This is a genomic window from Pseudomonas sp. GW456-12-1-14-TSB6, from assembly GCF_059424205.1.
On sequence record NZ_JBWKZE010000054.1, the window covers coordinates 1 to 17,714 of the forward strand.

16 protein-coding genes are annotated in these 17,714 nt (G+C 61.1%); 12 read left to right on the forward strand and 4 right to left on the reverse strand.

Features of this window, described 5'->3' with window-relative positions:
• Window positions 1-294: 294 nt before the first annotated feature.
• Both AC07Y2_RS28225 and aptA read right to left on the reverse strand, forming a co-directional pair.
• Window positions 295-1,788 carry a CoA-acylating methylmalonate-semialdehyde dehydrogenase gene (locus tag AC07Y2_RS28225; RefSeq protein WP_011332326.1) on the reverse strand — a complete coding sequence of 498 codons (1,494 nt, stop codon included), beginning with the start codon at window positions 1,786-1,788 and terminating at the stop codon, window positions 295-297.
• Window positions 1,789-1,865: 77 nt separating this feature from the next.
• Complete coding sequence (gene aptA, locus AC07Y2_RS28230; protein WP_011332325.1) at window positions 1,866-3,215, reverse strand: omega-aminotransferase AptA; 1,350 nt, start codon at window positions 3,213-3,215, stop codon at window positions 1,866-1,868.
• A gap of 139 nt (window positions 3,216-3,354) precedes the next feature.
• Here aptA and AC07Y2_RS28235 point away from each other — a divergent pair, with 139 nt between their 5' ends.
• The 6 genes from AC07Y2_RS28235 (at window position 3,355) to AC07Y2_RS28260 (ending at window position 9,744) form a co-directional block, all read left to right on the forward strand.
• A complete protein-coding gene (locus AC07Y2_RS28235; protein ID WP_007958517.1) occupies window positions 3,355-4,275 on the forward strand; it encodes a LysR family transcriptional regulator in 921 nt (306 codons plus the stop codon).
• Between the two features lie 95 nt (window positions 4,276-4,370).
• Window positions 4,371-5,021 (forward strand): TetR/AcrR family transcriptional regulator, encoded by a 651-nt coding sequence (locus AC07Y2_RS28240; RefSeq protein WP_011332324.1) that lies wholly within the window; start codon window positions 4,371-4,373, stop codon window positions 5,019-5,021.
• A gap of 8 nt (window positions 5,022-5,029) precedes the next feature.
• Window positions 5,030-5,611, forward strand: a complete 582-nt coding sequence (locus tag AC07Y2_RS28245; protein WP_074689716.1) for an IMPACT family protein — start codon at window positions 5,030-5,032, stop codon at window positions 5,609-5,611.
• Window positions 5,612-6,148: 537 nt separating this feature from the next.
• Window positions 6,149-7,699: an ABC transporter ATP-binding protein gene (locus AC07Y2_RS28250; RefSeq protein ID WP_103387407.1), complete on the forward strand. Its 1,551-nt coding sequence runs from the start codon at window positions 6,149-6,151 to the stop codon at window positions 7,697-7,699.
• Between the two features lie 12 nt (window positions 7,700-7,711).
• Window positions 7,712-8,818 (forward strand): ABC transporter permease, encoded by a 1,107-nt coding sequence (locus tag AC07Y2_RS28255; RefSeq protein WP_103387408.1) that lies wholly within the window; start codon window positions 7,712-7,714, stop codon window positions 8,816-8,818.
• Window positions 8,818-9,744, forward strand: coding sequence for an ABC transporter permease (locus AC07Y2_RS28260; protein ID WP_039773215.1), 927 nt, complete (start codon window positions 8,818-8,820; stop codon window positions 9,742-9,744). Before AC07Y2_RS28255 ends, AC07Y2_RS28260 begins: the two co-directional genes overlap by 1 nt.
• Here the strand turns inward: AC07Y2_RS28260 and AC07Y2_RS28265 are convergent.
• Window positions 9,741-10,157, reverse strand: coding sequence for a hypothetical protein (locus AC07Y2_RS28265; RefSeq protein ID WP_103387409.1), 417 nt, complete (start codon window positions 10,155-10,157; stop codon window positions 9,741-9,743). The genes AC07Y2_RS28260 and AC07Y2_RS28265 overlap by 4 nt on opposite strands.
• Window positions 10,158-10,240: 83 nt before the next feature.
• Here AC07Y2_RS28265 and AC07Y2_RS28270 point away from each other — a divergent pair, with 83 nt between their 5' ends.
• The 3 genes from AC07Y2_RS28270 to AC07Y2_RS28280 all read left to right on the forward strand — a co-directional run bounded on the left by AC07Y2_RS28270 (window position 10,241) and on the right by AC07Y2_RS28280 (window position 12,856).
• Window positions 10,241-10,591: a MerR family transcriptional regulator gene (locus tag AC07Y2_RS28270; protein ID WP_039773217.1), complete on the forward strand. Its 351-nt coding sequence runs from the start codon at window positions 10,241-10,243 to the stop codon at window positions 10,589-10,591.
• A 27-nt stretch (window positions 10,592-10,618) separates the two neighbouring features.
• The gene (locus tag AC07Y2_RS28275) at window positions 10,619-11,314 is read left to right on the forward strand and encodes an SDR family oxidoreductase (RefSeq protein ID WP_103387410.1); all 696 of its coding nucleotides are present in this window, start codon (window positions 10,619-10,621) and stop codon (window positions 11,312-11,314) included.
• A gap of 183 nt (window positions 11,315-11,497) precedes the next feature.
• A complete protein-coding gene (locus AC07Y2_RS28280; protein WP_085667775.1) occupies window positions 11,498-12,856 on the forward strand; it encodes an 8-oxoguanine deaminase in 1,359 nt (452 codons plus the stop codon).
• A 142-nt stretch (window positions 12,857-12,998) separates the two neighbouring features.
• On the opposite strand, the gene AC07Y2_RS28285 is transcribed toward AC07Y2_RS28280, so the two are convergent.
• Window positions 12,999-14,090: a calcium:cation antiporter gene (locus tag AC07Y2_RS28285; protein WP_039773223.1), complete on the reverse strand. Its 1,092-nt coding sequence runs from the start codon at window positions 14,088-14,090 to the stop codon at window positions 12,999-13,001.
• A 287-nt stretch (window positions 14,091-14,377) separates the two neighbouring features.
• Between AC07Y2_RS28285 and AC07Y2_RS28290 the strand changes: the two genes are divergently transcribed.
• The 3 genes from AC07Y2_RS28290 (at window position 14,378) to AC07Y2_RS28300 (ending at window position 17,605) form a co-directional block, all read left to right on the forward strand.
• Window positions 14,378-15,451 (forward strand): BMP family ABC transporter substrate-binding protein, encoded by a 1,074-nt coding sequence (locus AC07Y2_RS28290; protein WP_085667774.1) that lies wholly within the window; start codon window positions 14,378-14,380, stop codon window positions 15,449-15,451.
• 153 nt (window positions 15,452-15,604) lie between these two features.
• On the forward strand, window positions 15,605-16,570 hold the full coding sequence (locus tag AC07Y2_RS28295; RefSeq protein ID WP_103387411.1) for an isopenicillin N synthase family dioxygenase: 966 nt from the start codon (window positions 15,605-15,607) through the stop codon (window positions 16,568-16,570).
• 81 nt (window positions 16,571-16,651) lie between these two features.
• Window positions 16,652-17,605: an adenosine deaminase gene (locus AC07Y2_RS28300; protein WP_007958502.1), complete on the forward strand. Its 954-nt coding sequence runs from the start codon at window positions 16,652-16,654 to the stop codon at window positions 17,603-17,605.
• The last annotated feature ends 109 nt before the right edge of the window (window positions 17,606-17,714 follow it).

Consider the following 17,714-nt stretch of genomic DNA (forward strand, 5'->3'; position numbering starts at 1 on the left):
CTCTTTTTCTCCGCTTTCGACCGAGAAGATCGAACCGTTGAAAGCACCAGAAAACCGGCATTTCCAACTCCTTCCAGGCTTCGATGAACTGAAGCGATCCACTATCGAAACCTACTTAACTCATTGAACCTCAAGGAGTTTTCCGTTTCGACTGCGCCGGAAGTGGGGCGAATTATAGAGACTCAGAATCTCCCGTCAACCCCTATTTTCATAAAACTGTCATATCGGTCAAAAAAGCCCTGAAACGCGAAGGCCGACCTTAAAAGGTCGGCCTTCTTTGCACTGCCCTTCTACTTACAAGCTAGGGAATGCGAACTGCGACGCCTCATGGCTCGCACGCTGTGGCCAACGCTGAGTGATCGCCTTGCGACGGGTATAGAAGCGCACACCATCCGGACCATAAGCATGCAGGTCGCCGAACAGCGAGCGCTTCCAGCCGCCGAAGCTGTGGTAAGCCACCGGCACCGGCAGTGGAACATTGACGCCGACCATGCCGACTTCGATCTCGTCGCAGAACAGACGTGCCGCTTCACCGTCACGAGTGAAGATGCAGGTGCCGTTGCCGTATTCGTGATCGTTGATCAGTTGCATCGCCTCTTCCAGGCTGTTCACCCGGACGACGCACAGCACCGGCCCGAAGATCTCTTCTTTATAGATGCGCATCTCAGGCGTGACGTTGTCGAACAGGCAGCCACCCAGGAAGAAACCTTCTTCATGACCGGCAACGCTCAGACCACGACCGTCGACCACCAGGGTCGCACCCGCCGCAACGCCGTCTTCGACATAACCGCTGACCTTGTCGCGCGCCTGACCGGTGACCAGCGGCCCCATGTCCAGACCACAAGAAGTGCCGGCACCGATTTTCAGCGCCTTGATCTGAGGAACCAGTTTGGCCACCAGTGCGTCGGCAACCTGGTCACCCACACACACGGCCACCGAGATCGCCATGCAGCGTTCGCCGCAGGAACCGTAAGCCGCACCCATCAGTGCGCTGACGGCATTGTCCAGATCCGCATCCGGCATCAGTACCGCGTGGTTCTTCGCGCCGCCCAGTGCCTGAACGCGTTTGCCGCGCTTGGTGCCTTCGGCATAGATGTATTCGGCAATCGGGGTCGAACCCACGAAGCTCAGCGCTTTGACTTCCGGCGCTTCGATCAGCGCGTCCACCGCAGTCTTGTCACCGTGCACTACGCTCAGCACGCCTTTCGGCAGGCCGGCTTCCAGCAGCAGTTGCGCGATCAGCAGGGTCGAGCTCGGATCACGCTCGGACGGCTTGAGGATAAAGCAGTTGCCGCAGACGATCGCCAGCGGATACATCCACAGCGGCACCATCGCCGGGAAGTTGAACGGGGTGATACCGGCCACCACGCCCAGCGGCTGGAAGTCCGACCACGCATCAATGTTTGGGCCGACGTTGCGGCTGTACTCACCCTTGAGGATTTCCGGCGCTGCGCAGGCGAACTCGACGTTCTCGATACCGCGCTTCAGTTCACCGGCAGCATCTTCCAGGGTCTTGCCGTGTTCTTCGCTGATCAACTGCGCGATGCGCGCTTCGTTCTGCTCCAGCAATTGCTTGAAACGGAACATCACCTGGGCACGTTTGGCCGGTGGCGTGTTGCGCCAAGCCGGGAATGCAGCCTTGGCGGCATCGATGGCGTGCTGGATGGTTTCGCGGCTGGCCAGCGGCAGCTTGTGGATAGCCTGACCGGTAGACGGGTTGAACACATCGACCGCGCGACCGTTCTCGGTCACCAGTTCGCCATTGATCAAATGCGGGATAACGCTCATCGGGGAACTCCTGAATTCTTGTGCGCAGACGCCCGCAAGGGGCGCCTGCCATTGGCGTATCTATATAGAAGGAAAAATCAGTCGAGCTTGTTCAGCACTTCGCCGACCGCGTCGAACAGACGATCAAGGTCTTGCGGCTTGCTGTTGAAGGTTGGGCCGAACTGCAGGGTGTCGCCACCGAAGCGCACGTAGAACCCGGCTTTCCACAACGCCATGCCGGCCTCGAACGGACGCACGATAGCGTCGCCGTCACGGCCCGCAATCTGGATCGCACCGGCCAGACCGAAGTTACGAATGTCGATGACGTTCTTCGCGCCTTTCAGGCCATGCAGGGCATTTTCGAAATGCGGCGCGACTTCGGCCACGCTCTGCACCAGGTTTTCCTTTTGCAGCAGGTCGAGTGCCGCCAGGCCAGCGGCACAAGCCACGGGGTGCGCCGAGTAGGTGTAGCCGTGCGGGAATTCCACGGCGTATTCCGGGGTCGGCTGGTTCATGAAGGTCTGATAAATCTCGGAGCTGGCAATCACCGCGCCCATCGGGATCGCGCCGTTGGTAACTTGCTTGGCGATGCACATCAGGTCCGGGGTCACGCCGAAAGTGGTGGCGCCGAACATGGTGCCGGTACGGCCGAAGCCGGTGATCACTTCGTCGAACACCAGCAGGATGTTGTGCTGATCGCAGATTTCACGCAGACGCTTGAGGTAGCCCTGTGGCGGAACCAGCACGCCAGCGGAGCCGGCCATCGGCTCAACGAACACCGCTGCGATGTTCGAAGCATCGTGCAGCTCGATCAGTTTCAGCAGCTCATCGGCCAGGGCGATACCACCCTGCTCCGGCATGCCACGGGAGAAAGCATTGCTCGCCAGCAAAGTGTGCGGCAGGTGATCGACATCCATCATCGCCTGACCGAACAGCTTGCGGTTGCCGTTGACGCCGCCAAGGCTGGTGCCGGCGATGTTCACACCGTGATAGCCACGGGCGCGGCCGATCATCTTGGTCTTGGTCGACTGGCCTTTCAGGCGCCAGTAAGCACGGACCATTTTCACCGCGGTATCGGCGCATTCGGAACCGGAGTCAGTGAAGAACACGTGGTTCAGGTTACCCGGGGTCAGATCGGTGATTTTCTCCGCCAGCTGGAACGACAGCGGATGGCCGTACTGGAAGCCCGGCGAGTAATCGAGGGTGCCCAACTGCTTGGCCACCGCTTCCTGGATTTCCTTGCGGGTATGCCCGGCGCCGCAGGTCCACAGACCGGACAGCGAGTCGTACACCTTGCGGCCCTTGTCGTCGATCAGCCAGCTGCCTTCGGCACCGACGATCAGACGCGGGTCGCGCTGGAAGTTGCGGTTGGCGGTGTACGGCATCCAGTGCGCGTCCAGCTTCAGTTGGCTGGCCAGTGGCGACGGCGCGTTTTCAGGCATGTTCATCGGGCAAAACCTCGCAGGGCAATAAGCTTCAGAGCGATAGAAAGCGTTGTTGCAGCTAAATTGCCACGGGGATAAAGTCGGTGAAATTCAACTCTTCTAACCTTCAGTTAGAACTCTGCTAAACAATGAGCACAACATCATGAGCAGCCGCCGCCCCGATCCACTGGCCCAGGTCAGTGACTTTGACATTCGCCTGCTGCGGATTTTTCGCAGCGTGGTGGAGTGCGGTGGCTTCTCGGCGGCGGAAACCGTACTCGGCATCGGTCGCTCGGCGATCAGCCAGCAGATGAGTGATCTGGAACAACGTCTCGGCCTGCGTCTGTGCCAACGCGGGCGCGCCGGTTTCTCCCTGACCGAAGAAGGCCGCGAGGTCTATCAATCGGCGTTGCAGCTACTAAGTGCACTGGAAAGTTTCCGCACCGAGGTCAATGGCCTGCACCAGCACTTGCGCGGCGAGTTGATCATCGGCCTGACTGACAACCTCGTCACCCTGCCCCACATGCGCATCACCCACGCATTGGCCCAATTGAAGGAACGCGGGCCGGACGTGCAAATCCAGATCCGCATGATCGCCCCCAACGAAGTCGAACAAGGTGTGCTCGACGGCCGCCTGCATGTCGGCGTGGTGCCGCAGGCCAGTGCGTTGTCGGGACTGGAATACCAGCCGTTGTACAGCGAGCGCTCGTTGCTCTACTGCGCAGTTGGTCATCCGCTGTTTTACGTCGATGACAAACAACTGGATGACGAACGCTTGAACAGTCAGGACGCCATCGCCCCGACCTTCCGTTTGCCAGCGGAGATCCAGGCGCACTATCAGGCGCTCAATTGCACCGCCAGCGCATCCGACCGTGAAGGCATGGCGTTCCTGATTCTGACCGGGCGTTACATCGGCTATTTGCCGGATCACTATGCCAGTCTCTGGGTTCAACAAGGTCGCTTGCGCGCGCTCAAGGCCAGTACCCGCTTCTATGATTTGAGCCTTGCCTCGGTTACCCGCAAGGGCCGTCGCCCTCATCTGGTACTGGAAAGTTTTCTCGAAAGCCTCGCCGCCACCCGCTGACGACCGGGGTTTTATTCGCCCGGGGCTTGTCCCGCGCCGGTGGTTGCGCTATCAACGCAACTGGTTGCACCCCACAGACAAACCCGGAAGTGCCTATGACCTTTGAAGTCCCAGCCCACGGCGGCAAACCCGCCAGCCGCATTCGTCAGAAGAACGAAGAGACCATCATCAAAGCCGCCGAAGACGAGTTCGCCCGTCACGGGTACAAAGGCACGAGCATGAACACCATCGCCACCAAGGCCGGGCTGCCAAAGGCGAATCTGCATTACTACTTCACCAACAAGCTCGGGTTGTACGTGGCGGTGCTGAGCAACATCCTTCAATTGTGGGACAGCACCTTCAACACCCTGACGGCCGAGGACGATCCGGCCGAAGCGCTGACCCGCTACATCCGCGCGAAAATGGAATTCTCCCGTCGCCAGCCGCAAGCGTCGCGGATCTTCGCGATGGAAGTGATCAGCGGCGGCGAATGCCTGACCGAATATTTCAATCAGGATTACCGCGCCTGGTTCCAGGGCCGCGCCGGCGTGTTCCAGGCCTGGATCGACGCGGGCAAGATGGACCCGGTCGACCCGGTGCACCTGATCTTCCTGTTGTGGGGCAGCACCCAGCATTACGCCGACTTCGCCACCCAGATCTGCCGGGTGACCGGTCGCAGCAAGTTGACCAAACAGGATATGGAAGACGCCGGCAACAACCTGATCCGCATCATCCTCAAAGGCTGCGGCCTCACTTCTTCTATATAAGTCGTTTTATGCCATTCACCCTCAGCGGCTTTTGCGAATTCCGCGAAGAGATTCGCAAAAGCCGTTTCATCACCTTCGCCGCGCCGATCGGCAGCCCCGCGGAGGCGCAAGCCTTCATCGAGCAGCACAGCGACTTGAACGCTTCGCATAATTGCTGGGCGTGGAAACTCGGCGATCAGTACCGCAGCAACGACGACGGCGAACCCGGCGGCACTGCCGGGCGGCCGATTCTCGCGGCCATCGAAGCGCAGGACTGCGATCAGGTCGCGGTGCTGGTGATCCGCTGGTACGGCGGCATTCAGCTGGGCACCGGCGGCCTGGCCCGGGCCTATGGCGGCGGCGCCAACAAGTGCCTGCAAGCCGCGCCGAAGATGGAATTGATCAGTCGCGTGCCCGTGCGTTGCGCCTGCGCCTTTGGCGAACTGGCGCTGGTGAAGCTGCGGGTCGCGGATCTGGGCGGATTGGTGGTCGAGGAAAACTTCACCGCCAATGGTGTCGAGTTGCAACTGGCCGTGGGCGAAGCGCACATCGAGTTGTTGCAAACTCAGTTGGCCGATCTGAGCCGTGGGCGAATCCTGCTGCAGCGTTGAAGCCCCGCCATGTTTTAGGGCACAAGCCGATGTGCTTAAACCCGCAACTTGCCCACATCCGCTGTGCACCCGGCTGTGGATAACCTGAGCACAGGAGGCTGTAACCCTTCTGTCACGTGGCTTTGCGGGATTTGCTCACTTTTCGTCCAATCGCTCATCACAATGAACAATTTCACGTAAAAACAATCGCTTAGCGTTGTTTATCGCCTTTAGAAGAAAGCCCGCCAGTGCTTATGCCCGGGATTTTGTCTTGCGCACAAATACTGTGGAGCAACCTGTGGATAAGCCGTTCATGGCTGGCGCAGTCGCAGGTTCTGCATGGCTTCGGCGCGGTTGCTCGTTTTTTGATCAGCCAGTTGCGGGCAAAACTGGAGCCTGATCAAAGGCTTTGCCCTCAAGTGGTGCCGTGCAGGCAACCGAATTCGATTCACAGGCTCTGCGCCACAGGCTGGCAAACAGCAGCCACCTGCGTTCCTGACTCAATGGCCAGGAAATTGCTTTATCCACAGGCACAACTCCAAGCAACCCGAGCCTGTCATGCCAAACCCCACGTCCACACCGCGCCTGCAACTGCGCCACATCAGCAAACGTTATCCCGGATGCCTTGCCAATGACGCCATCGACCTGAGCATCGCCCCCGGCGAAATCCACGCGCTGCTCGGTGAAAACGGCGCGGGTAAAAGCACGTTGATGAAGATCATCTACGGCGTCACCCAGGCCGATTCGGGTGAGATGCTGTGGCAGGGTCAACCGGTGATCATGCGCAACCCGGCCCAGGCGCGGCAGTTGGGCATCGGCATGGTGTTCCAGCATTTCTCGCTGTTCGAGACCTTGAGCGTGGCGCAGAACATTGCATTGGCGATGGGTGTAGCGGCCGGTTCGCCGAAACAGCTTGAGGCGAAAATCCGTGAAGTGTCGCGCCGATATGGCATGGCGCTTGAGCCCCAGCGACTTGTCCACAGCCTGTCGATCGGCGAGCGGCAACGGGTCGAGATCGTACGTTGCCTGATGCAGGACATTCGCTTGCTGATTCTCGACGAACCGACCTCGGTGCTCACGCCGCAGGAAGCCGAAGAGTTGTTCATCACCCTGCGCCGGCTCGCGGCCGAGGGCTGCAGCATTCTGTTCATCAGCCACAAACTCGGCGAGGTGCGCGCCTTGTGTCACAGCGCTACGGTGTTGCGCGGCGGCCGGGTGGCCGGGCATTGCGTACCGGCCGACTGCACCGACCGGCAACTGGCGCAATTGATGGTGGGCGACGCCGCGACCTTGATCGGCGAGTTCACGAAGGTCACCGGTGGCGCGGCGTTTTTGCAGGTCAGCGGTTTGAACTGGCACAACCCGGATCCGTTCGGTTGCTCCCTGAGCGACATCGATCTGCAGGTGCGCAGCGGTGAAATCGTCGGCATCGCCGGCGTGGCGGGCAACGGGCAGGACGAGCTTCTGGCATTGCTCAGCGGCGAGCAAACACTGCCCCGCGATGCAGCGCAAACCATCTGCTTCCAGGAACACCCCGTCGCCGATCAGCGCCCGGATGCGCGACGCAAACTCGGCCTGGCGTTCGTCCCAGCCGAACGCCTCGGGCATGGCGCCGTGCCGGACATGAGCCTGGCGAACAACGCCCTGCTCACTGCCTTTCAACAAGGCCTGGTCAGCCATGGCTTGATCGAGCGCGGCAAGGTCGAAGCCCTCGCCCAAACGATCATCCAGCGCTTCGGCGTGAAAACCCCGGACACCCAGACCGCCGCCCGCAGCCTGTCCGGCGGCAACCTGCAGAAATTCATCCTCGGCCGGGAAATCCTCCAGCAACCGAAACTGCTGATCGCCGCGCACCCGACCTGGGGCGTGGATGTCGGCGCGGCGGCCACCATTCATCGGGCGCTGATTGCCCTGCGCGATGCCGGGGCGGCGATTCTGGTGATCTCCGAAGACCTCGACGAACTGTTCCAGATCAGCGACCGCCTCGGCGCGCTGTGCGGCGGGCGCCTGTCGGCGTTGCAGGACACGGCGCAAACCCGCCTCAGCGACGTCGGCGGCTGGATGGCCGGCCAGTTCGACACCCCTCAATCACAACCGGCCACGGTTTAACGGAGTTTTCCCATGTTGCTTTCCCTCGAACCCCGTGGCCGGCAATCGCGCCTGATGCTGTGGTGCTCGCCGGTGCTGGCGGCGGCGCTGACGCTGGTCTGCGGATCGTTGCTGTTCGTCGCCCTTGGCCATGATCCGCTGAAGACTTTGCACACCTTGTTGATCGCCCCGGTCAGCGACCTGTACGGCATCTGCGAACTGCTGGTCAAAACCCTGCCGATCCTGTTGTGTGCGTTGGGCCTTGCAGTGGCTTATCAGGCGCGGATCTGGAACATCGGCGCCGAAGGCCAGTTGCTGCTCGGCGCCCTGGCGGGCAGTGCGCTGGCGGTGAACATCATCGATATGCAAAGCCGCTGGGCGCTGGTGCTGATCCTGCTCACCGGCACGTTCGCCGGCGCCGCGTGGGCCGGACTCACCGCCTGGTTGCGTACCCGCTTCAACGCCAACGAAATCCTCACCAGCATCATGCTCAATTACATCGCGCTGAACCTGTTGCTGTTTTGCGTGCACGGGCCGCTGAAAGATCCGGCCGGATTCAACTTTCCCGAGTCGGCAATGTTCAGCGACGCCAGCCGCCTGCCGCTGTTGATGGAGGACGGGCGGGCGCACATCGGCGTGTATTTCGCCTTGCTCGCGTTGGTCGCGGTGTGGGTGTTGTTGCAGAAAAGCTTCGTCGGTTTCCAGATCAAGGTGCTGGGCCTGGACAAGCGTGCGGCAGGGTTTGTCGGGTTTCGCGAGAAGCGTCTGATCTGGCTCGCACTGCTGATCAGCGGAGGATTGGCGGGACTGGCCGGTGTCTGCGAAGTCACCGGACCGATCGGCCAACTGGTGCCGCAGGTCTCACCGGGTTACGGCTATGCGGCGATCACCGTGGCGTTTCTCGGCAGGCTCAATCCGATCGGCATTCTGTTTTCCAGCCTGTTGATGGCGCTGCTGTACATCGGTGGCGAGAGCGCGCAGATGACGCTGAATCTACCGCAGGCGATCACTCAGTTATTTCAGGGAATGATGCTGTTTTTCCTGCTGGCCTGTGACGTGCTGATCCTCTATCGGCCACGCCTGAACCTGCGCTGGGTGCGGCGCACTTCTACCACCGCCGTAACCGCCGGAGCGCTGTAATGGATATCGATCTGTTGAGCAATATTTTCTACGCCATGGTGCGCTGCGGCACGCCACTGCTGCTGGTGGCGTTGGGTGAATTGATCTGCGAGAAGAGCGGCGTACTCAACCTCGGTCAGGAAGGCATGATGCTGTTTGGCGCGGTGATCGGTTTCATCGTCGCGTTCAACAGCGGCAACCTGTGGCTCGGCGTGGTGTTGGCGATGCTCGCCGGGATGTTGCTGTCGTCGCTGTTTGCTCTGGTGGCGCTGGTGTTCAACGCCAATCAGGTGGCGACCGGGCTGGCGCTGACGATTTTTGGCGTCGGCCTGTCGACCTTTGTCGGCGCGGCGTGGGTCGGCAAACCGCTGGCGGGATTCGAGCCGCTGGCGATTCCCTACTTGAGCGAAATCCCACTGATTGGGCGGATGCTGTTTGCCCAGGATCTGTTGGTGTACCTGTCGTTCGCGCTGTTTGCGCTGGTGGCGTGGGTGATCGTGAAAAGCCGTGTCGGGCTGATAATTCAAGCGGTCGGCGAGAACCCGGATGCGGCCAGTGCCATGGGTTTGCCGGTGCTGACCGTGCGTACATTGGCGGTGCTGTTCGGCGGCGCGATGGCCGGACTGGCCGGCGCTTATCTGTCGCTGGCTTACACGCCGATGTGGGCCGAGAACATGACCGCCGGACGCGGCTGGATCGCGCTGGCGCTGGTGGTGTTCGCCAGTTGGCGGGTGTGGCGCTTGCTGCTCGGTGCGTATCTGTTCGGACTCGCCAGCATCCTGCACCTGGTGGCGCAGGGGTTGGGGCTGGCGATTCCTTCGAGTCTGCTGGCGATGCTGCCGTATGTCGCGACGATTCTGGTGCTGGTGTTGTTGTCGCGGGATGCGCTGCGTACACGGTTGTACGCGCCGGTATCACTGGGGCAGCCGTGGCAGGCCGGGCACTAAGCCGTTACGGCTCGCGACAGCGGCCGGACCGGCAACGCCTGAGCGATGCCCCACGCCACTTCGAGAACCAGGAACCCCACCACCAACGAACTGGCGCCGTGGGCCAGGGCATACGTCATCCACGCGGCGAACAGAAACCGCGTCACCGCGTCATAGCGCCCATAAACCGGCTGCGGATCACGAATCCGCAGCACTGCCCACATGCACACCACCGACCCGAACAAATTGGCTATCAACAGATGCGCAGGTTCGAACGGCGGCAGCTCGCCGGGCAGCTCCAGCGCCTGACTCAGCGCTGTCAGCACCCCATGCAACACAGCAAAACTCCACGGTGTGACAAACGCCGCCGTCACGATCAAGTCATACCAGGCGCTGCCGCGCACCACCTGCCGATATTGCGTTGAAGTCCACATCATCCTTGCTCCGAAAATTCAGGGAGCAACCACGGTAAAGCCTGGAGTATGCTCCAGGGTCAAACACTTTCGAGACCTGCAAGATGCGCATCGGTGAGTTGGCCCACGCCTGCGATGTCAGCCGTGACACGCTGCGTTTTTACGAGGAGCGCGGATTGATCGCGGCGCAACGCAGCGCCAACGGTTATCGCGACTATCCGCCGGAGATGGTGCAATTGGTGCTCTACATCAAAACGGCGCAGCGTCTGGGCTTTACCCTCGGCGAGATCGGCAGCAGCGTTGGCGCGCTGTGGCAATCGCCAAATCCTGACACCACCGTCACGCAACTGCTGCAAGACAAACTCAAGCTGGTCGAAACCCGCATGGCCGAACTCGGCGAGCTGCGCCTCGAATTGCAGCATCGGCTCGGTCAACGCTGTCCATTGAACCCGTGATCTTTCAACTTTCAAGGAAAGCCAATCATGTCCGCACTTAATCCTGCCAAGCACGCATTGATCATCGGCGCCTCCCGGGGACTGGGCCTGGGACTGGTGAAAACCCTGCTGGCCGACGGCTGGCAAGTCACCGCCACGGTTCGCAATCCTTCCAATGCCGAGGCTCTCGAAGCACTGGGCAACGTGCAGATCGAAAAACTCGACATGGACGACCAGCAAGCGGTGATCGCCCTGAGCCAGAAGCTCAAGGGCCAGACCTTCGACCTGCTGTTCGTCAACGCCGGGGTCAAAGGCCCCGACGTGCAGACCCCGGGCGGCGCGACGCTGGCGGAGGTCGGTCAGTTGTTCTTCACCAACGCGGTGGCACCGATCAATCTGGCCCAGCGCTTTGTCGGGCAGATTCGCGACGGCAGCGGCGTGCTGGCGTTCATGAGTTCGGTGCTCGGCAGCGTGACCATGCCCGACGCGCCGGAACTGGCGCTGTACAAGGCCAGCAAGGCTGCGCTGAACTCGATGACCAACAGCTTCGTCACGCAGTTGGGCGAGCAGAAACTTACGGTGCTGTCGCTGCATCCGGGCTGGGTGAAAACCGACATGGGCGGCGAAGGTGCCGACATCGACGTGGAGACCAGCACCCGTGGCCTGGTGGATCAGGTGGATGCATTCGCCGGCAAGGGCGGCCATCACTTCGTGAACTACAAGGGTGAAACCATTCCCTGGTAATCACTGGACCCTGTGGGGGCTCACCCCCACAGGGTTATCCCGGTGTCTGGTCGGGTTGGGCTTGCCCGTCGAAACATTTTGTTCGAAACTCCGCACCTCGCCCCTCGCGGCGACCCTGGATCAGCAGACAGGGCAACACTGAGCTGGCAACCCTGAACCCAACTTTCAGAGGAGCCGGCCACAATGCCTGCGACCCGTATCTGGTTAAAAAATCCCCTCGCCATTTTCACGGCCAACGGCCTCGATGCCCGTGGCGGTCTGGTCCTGCAAGACGGTGTGATCACCGAAGTGCTCGGCGCCGGTCAGCAGCCATCGACCCCATGCAATGAAGTGTTCGACGCCCGTGAACACGTGATCCTGCCGGGCCTGATCAACACCCATCACCACTTCTATCAGACCCTGACCCGCGCCTGGGCGCCGGTGGTCAATCAGCCGTTGTTCCCGTGGCTGAAAACCCTGTACCCGGTCTGGGCGCGCCTGACGCCTGAAAAACTCGCCCTCGCCAGCAAAGTCGCGCTGGCCGAGTTGCTGCTGTCGGGCTGCACCACCGCTGCCGATCACCATTACCTGTTCCCGGATGGCCTGGAAAACGCCATCGACGTGCAAGTCGAAACCGTGCGTGAACTGGGCATGCGCGCCATGCTCACCCGTGGTTCGATGAGCCTCGGCGAGAAGGACGGCGGTCTGCCGCCACAACAGACCGTGCAGGAAGGCCAAGTAATTCTCGACGACAGTCAGCGTCTGATTCACGAGTACCACGAACGTGGCGACGGCGCGCAGATCCAGATCGCTCTGGCGCCGTGCTCGCCGTTCTCGGTGACCCCGGAAATCATGTCCGCCAGCGCCGAACTGGCGAACAAACTCGATGTGCGCCTGCACACTCACCTCGCCGAAACCCTCGACGAAGAAGACTTCTGCCTGCAACGCTTCGGCCTGCGCACGGTGGATTATCTGGACAGCGTCGGCTGGCTCGGCCCGCGCACGTGGCTGGCCCACGGCATCCATTTCAACCCCGACGAAATCGCCCGTCTCGGCGCGGCGGGCACCGGTATCTGCCATTGCCCGAGCTCGAACATGCGTCTGGCGTCCGGCATCTGCCCCAGCATCGAACTGACCGATGCCGGCGCGTTGTTCGGTCTCGGCGTGGATGGCTCGGCGTCCAACGATGCGTCGAACATGATCCTCGAAGCGCGTCAGGCCCTGTACATCCAGCGCTTGCGTTACGGCGCCGAGAAGATCACCCCGGAACGTGTGCTGGGCTGGGCGACCAAGGGTTCGGCGAGCCTGCTGGGTCGCACCGACATCGGTGAACTGGCGGTCGGCAAGCAGGCGGATCTGGCGTTGTTCAAACTCGATGAACTGCGCTTTTCCGGCAGCCATGACCCGATTTCGGCGCTGCTGTTGTGCGGCGCGGACCGGGCGGATCGGGTGATGGTCGGCGGCAAATGGCGAGTGGTTGACGGGCAGGTTGAAGGACTGGATCTCAAAGGCCTGATTGCCGATCACAGCCAGGCGGCTCGGCAGTTGATTTCCGGTACCTGATCCAAGCGTAAGTCTCTGATCGTTCCCACGCTCTGCGTGGGAATGCAGCCATGGACGCTCTGCGTCCGACGTTGGGACGCAGAGCGTCCCGGTATGCATTCCCACGTGGAGCGTGGGAACGATCGGTCAGCGATGGTCGCCTTCAAAGGCCGAGCAGCGACAACATGATGAACGTCGCAAACAGCACAAAGTGGGTCATGCCCTCGATGGCATTGGTCTCCCCGTCATTGAGGTTGATCGCACTGACGATCAGCGTGATGAAGATCATCACCGTCTGCACTGGCGTCATCGCCATCTGAAACGGCTGCCCGGTGTAGAGCGCCATCGCCTCCATCACCGGCACCGTCAGGATCACCGTCGACAACGAAGCCCCCATCGCAATGTTGACCACCGACTGCATACGGTTGGCCAACGCCGCGCGCAACGCGGTCAGAATCTCCGGCGCCGCGGAAATCGCTGCCACCAGAATCGCCGTGATCACCGGTGGTGCGCCCGTCCCTTCCAGGCCCAGATCGAGGGTCTTGGACATCACCTCGGCCAGTGCGCCGATCACCACCACACCGAACACCAGAATGCCGATCGACAGCGCCAGGCTGACCGGTTTCGGCTCTTGTTCCACCGGCTCTTTCTTGCGGCGTTTGTCCGGGTAGCTGTAGCTGAAAAAGTAGCTGTGCGGCCCGACCTGCATGCGCAGGAACAACGCATAAAGCACCACCATCGCGCCGATGGTGAAGGCCGAATAGATTTTCCAGTTGGCCTCGGGAATGAACTCCGGCACCACCATCGACACGCCCATGGCGGTGAGAATCATCACGCTGTAACTGCGGGCCGAATCGTCGTTGTAGGACTGCTCGCCATGCTTGATCCCGCCCATCAGCGCGGCGAGGCCGAGGATGCCGTTGATGTCGAGCATCACCGCCGAATAGATCGTGTCGCGCACCAGTGTGGCCGAAGCTTCGTTGCTCATCATGATCGCCAGGATCACCACTTCCACCAGCACGGCGGCGAGGGTCAGGATCATCGTGCCGTACGGATCGCCGACTTTTTCCGCGAGCAGTTCAGCCTGATGGGCAACGCGCATCGAGGCGGCGACGATGAAGGCGATCAGCACCAGCCCGGCCGTCAGCGCGACAAACTGGCCGCTGTGCAGCAGCCAGTGCTCCAGCGGATACGCAACACAGGTGGCGATGACGGCCAGCAGCAGAAAGCTTTCTTGCTTGAGGATGGTGAACATGACGGGCCTTTTTGCCGAAGAGTGCGAATGAGCTACTGACTGCGGGGCGGCGCTAACGTTTCGTTACACCTTAGCGCACCAGTGGATGGCAGCTTTATCTACGCCTGCACTTTTATTGGACTTTACGGCCTCTTCGCGAGCAAGCCGGCTCCCACAGGGATCGCGGTGCTTTTGTGGGAGCGGGCTTGCCCGCGATGGGCGCGCCTCGGTTTCAAGCCAGATTGTTGTCCGCTTGGTCAGCCTTTTGCATTGCCCTCCCCACACACAACAAAAGGGAGTTCGCGTTCATGCAAAACCGTCCACTGCAAACACTGCTGTGCATCGCCATGGGCCTTGGCCTCAGCCTGAGCGCCAGTGCCGCCGATCCACTGAAAGTCGGCTTCGTCTACATCGGCCCCATCGGCGACCACGGCTGGACGTATCAGCATGAACAGGGGCGCAAGGCGCTGGCGGAAAAACTCGGCACGCAGATCACCACCAACTACGTGGAAAACGTCGCCGAAGGCGCCGATGCCGAGCGGGTGATCCGCAACATGGCCAAGGACAATTACGACCTGATCTTCACCACATCTTTCGGCTACATGAACCCGACGGTGAAAGTCGCCAAACAGTTTCCCAAGGTGACCTTCGAACACGCCACCGGCTACAAGCAGGACAAGAACCTCGGCACCTACCTGGCGCGTACCTACGAGGGTCGTTACGTCGGTGGTTTCCTCGCGGCGAAGATGACCAAGAGCAAAAAAATCGGCTACGTCGCCTCGTTCCCGATCCCGGAAGTGATCCGCGACATCAACGCCATTCAACTGGCCTTGAACAAGTACAACCCCGGCACCGAAATCAAAGTGGTGTGGGTCAACTCGTGGTTCGATCCTGGCAAAGAGGCCGATGCCGCCAACGCGCTGATCGACCAGGGCGTGGACGTGGTGTTCCAGCACACCGACAGCCCGGCGCCGATTCAGGCCGCCGAGCGGCGTGGTGTGTATGCCGTGGGCTACGCTTCGGACATGGCGCACTTCGGCCCGAAAGCGGTGCTCACCTCGATCGTCAACGACTGGGCGCCGCACTACATTCAGGCGACCCAGAGCGTGATCGACCACACCTGGAAATCCCAGGACTACTGGGGCGGGTTGAAGGAAGGCACGGTCGAACTGCCGATCAGCGATCTGGTGCCGGCACCGGTGAAGGCCGAAGCCGAGCAGATCATCGCCGACATCAAGAGCGGCGCTTTGCAACCGTTCACCGGGCCGATCAAGGATCAGGCCGGCGTCGAGAAAATCCCGGCGGGGGTCAGCGCCACCAACGCCGAACTGGCGTCGATGAACTACTACGTCGAAGGCATGAAGGCCGAGATGCCGAAGTAAATTCCAACATCTACCCGGTGATCGTTCCCACGCTCCGCGTGGGTATGCAGCCCGGACGCTCCGCGTCCCTGCCGAACGCGGACGCGGAGCGTCCATTGAGGCATTCCCACGCAGACGGTTCGACGTGGAAACGATCATTAAAGAGCATTCGAAATGAACCAACTCCCGATCATCGACATCTCACCGCTCTACTCCGACGACCAGAACGCCTGGCCGGCCGTCGCCGAACAGATCGACCACGCTTGCCGCGAATGGGGCTTTTTCTACATCAAGGGTCACCCGATTTCTGCGCAGCGCATCGAATCCCTGCTCGATCACGCACAGCGCTTCTTTGCGCAACCGGCAGAAGAAAAACTCAAGATCGACATCACCCAGACCGTCCATCATCGCGGCTACGGCGCCATCGCCACCGAACAGCTCGACCCGGACAAACCCAGCGATCTCAAGGAAACCTTCGACATGGGCCTGCACCTGCCGGCCGATCATCCCGAGGTGCTGGCAGGAAAACCCTTGCGTGGCCCCAACCGTCATCCGGCCATCCCTGGTTGGGAAGCGCTGATGGAGCAGCACTACCTCGACATGCAGGCGCTCGCGCAAACCCTGTTGCGGGCCATGGCGCTGGCGCTGGGCATCGAGCGCGACTTCTTCGATACACGCTTCAACGAACCGGTCAGCGTATTGCGAATGATCCATTACCCGCCGCGCCACACTGCCAGTTCCGCCGAACAGCAAGGTGCCGGCGCGCACACCGATTACGGCTGCATCACCCTGCTTTATCAGGACAGCGCCGGCGGCCTGCAGGTGAAGAACGTCAACGGCCAGTGGATCGACGCACCGCCCATCGACGGCACCTTCGTGGTCAACCTCGGCGACATGATGGCCCGCTGGAGCAACGACCGTTATCGCTCGACCCCGCACCGGGTGATCAGCCCGCTCGGGGTGGATCGCTACTCGATGCCGTTCTTCGCCGAGCCGCATCCGGATACCCGTATCGAGTGCCTGCCCGGTTGCCAGGACGCACAGCATCCGGCGAAATATCCGACCACCACCTGCGCCGAATTCCTTCTGTCGCGCTTCGCCGATACCTACGCCTATCGACGGGAGCAGGAAGCGGTGTGATGGATCGGCTGGTCAGGTTTTGCCAATTGTTTCGGCGGGCATCTGTAGAATGCCCGCCATTGCACCTGATGAGAAAAGAATATGTACGACTGGCTCAACGCCCTGCCCAAGGCTGAACTGCACCTGCACCTCGAAGGCTCGCTGGAGCCCGAGCTGTTGTTCGCCCTGGCCGAGCGCAACAAGATCGCCCTGCCGTGGAGCGACGTCGAAACCCTGCGCAAGGCTTACGCCTTCAACAATTTGCAGGAATTCCTCGACCTGTATTACCAGGGCGCCGACGTGCTGCGCACCTCCCAGGATTTCTACGACCTGACCTGGGCCTACCTGCTGCGCTGCAAAGAACAGAACGTGATTCACACCGAACCGTTCTTCGATCCGCAGACCCACACCGACCGTGGCATCCCGTTCGAAGTGGTGCTCAATGGCATCGCCGCCGCGCTGAAAGATGGTGAGCAACAACTGGGTATCACCAGCGGTTTGATCCTGAGTTTCCTGCGCCACCTGAGCGAAGACGAAGCGCAGAAAACCCTCGACCAGGCGTTGCCGTTCCGTGATGCGTTCGTCGCGGTGGGTCTGGATAGTTCCGAGATGGGTCACCCGCCAAGCAAGTTCCAGCGCGTGTTCGACCGTGCCCGTCACGAAGGCTTCCTGACCGTCGCCCATGCCGGTGAAGAAGGCCCACCGGAATACATCTGGGAAGCCATCGACCTGCTGAAGATCCAGCGCATCGACCATGGCGTACGCGCCATCGAAGACGAGCGTCTGATGCAGCGGATCATCGACGAGCAGATCCCGCTGACCGTGTGCCCGCTGTCGAATACCAAGCTCTGCGTGTTCGATCACATGTCCCAGCACAACATCCTCGACATGCTCGAGCGCGGCGTGAAGGTCACGGTCAACTCCGATGACCCGGCGTACTTCGGTGGTTACGTGACCGAGAACTTCCATGCGCTGCACACCCACCTGGGTATGACCCAGGATCAGGCCAAGCGTCTGGCGCAGAACAGCCTGGATGCGCGCCTGGTAAAACCATAAAGAGCAATACAAAAACTGTGGGAGCGGGCTTGCCCGCGATGAGGCCATCACTTCCAACATCAATGTTGACTGACGGTCCGCCATCGCGGGCAAGCCCGCTCCCACAGGG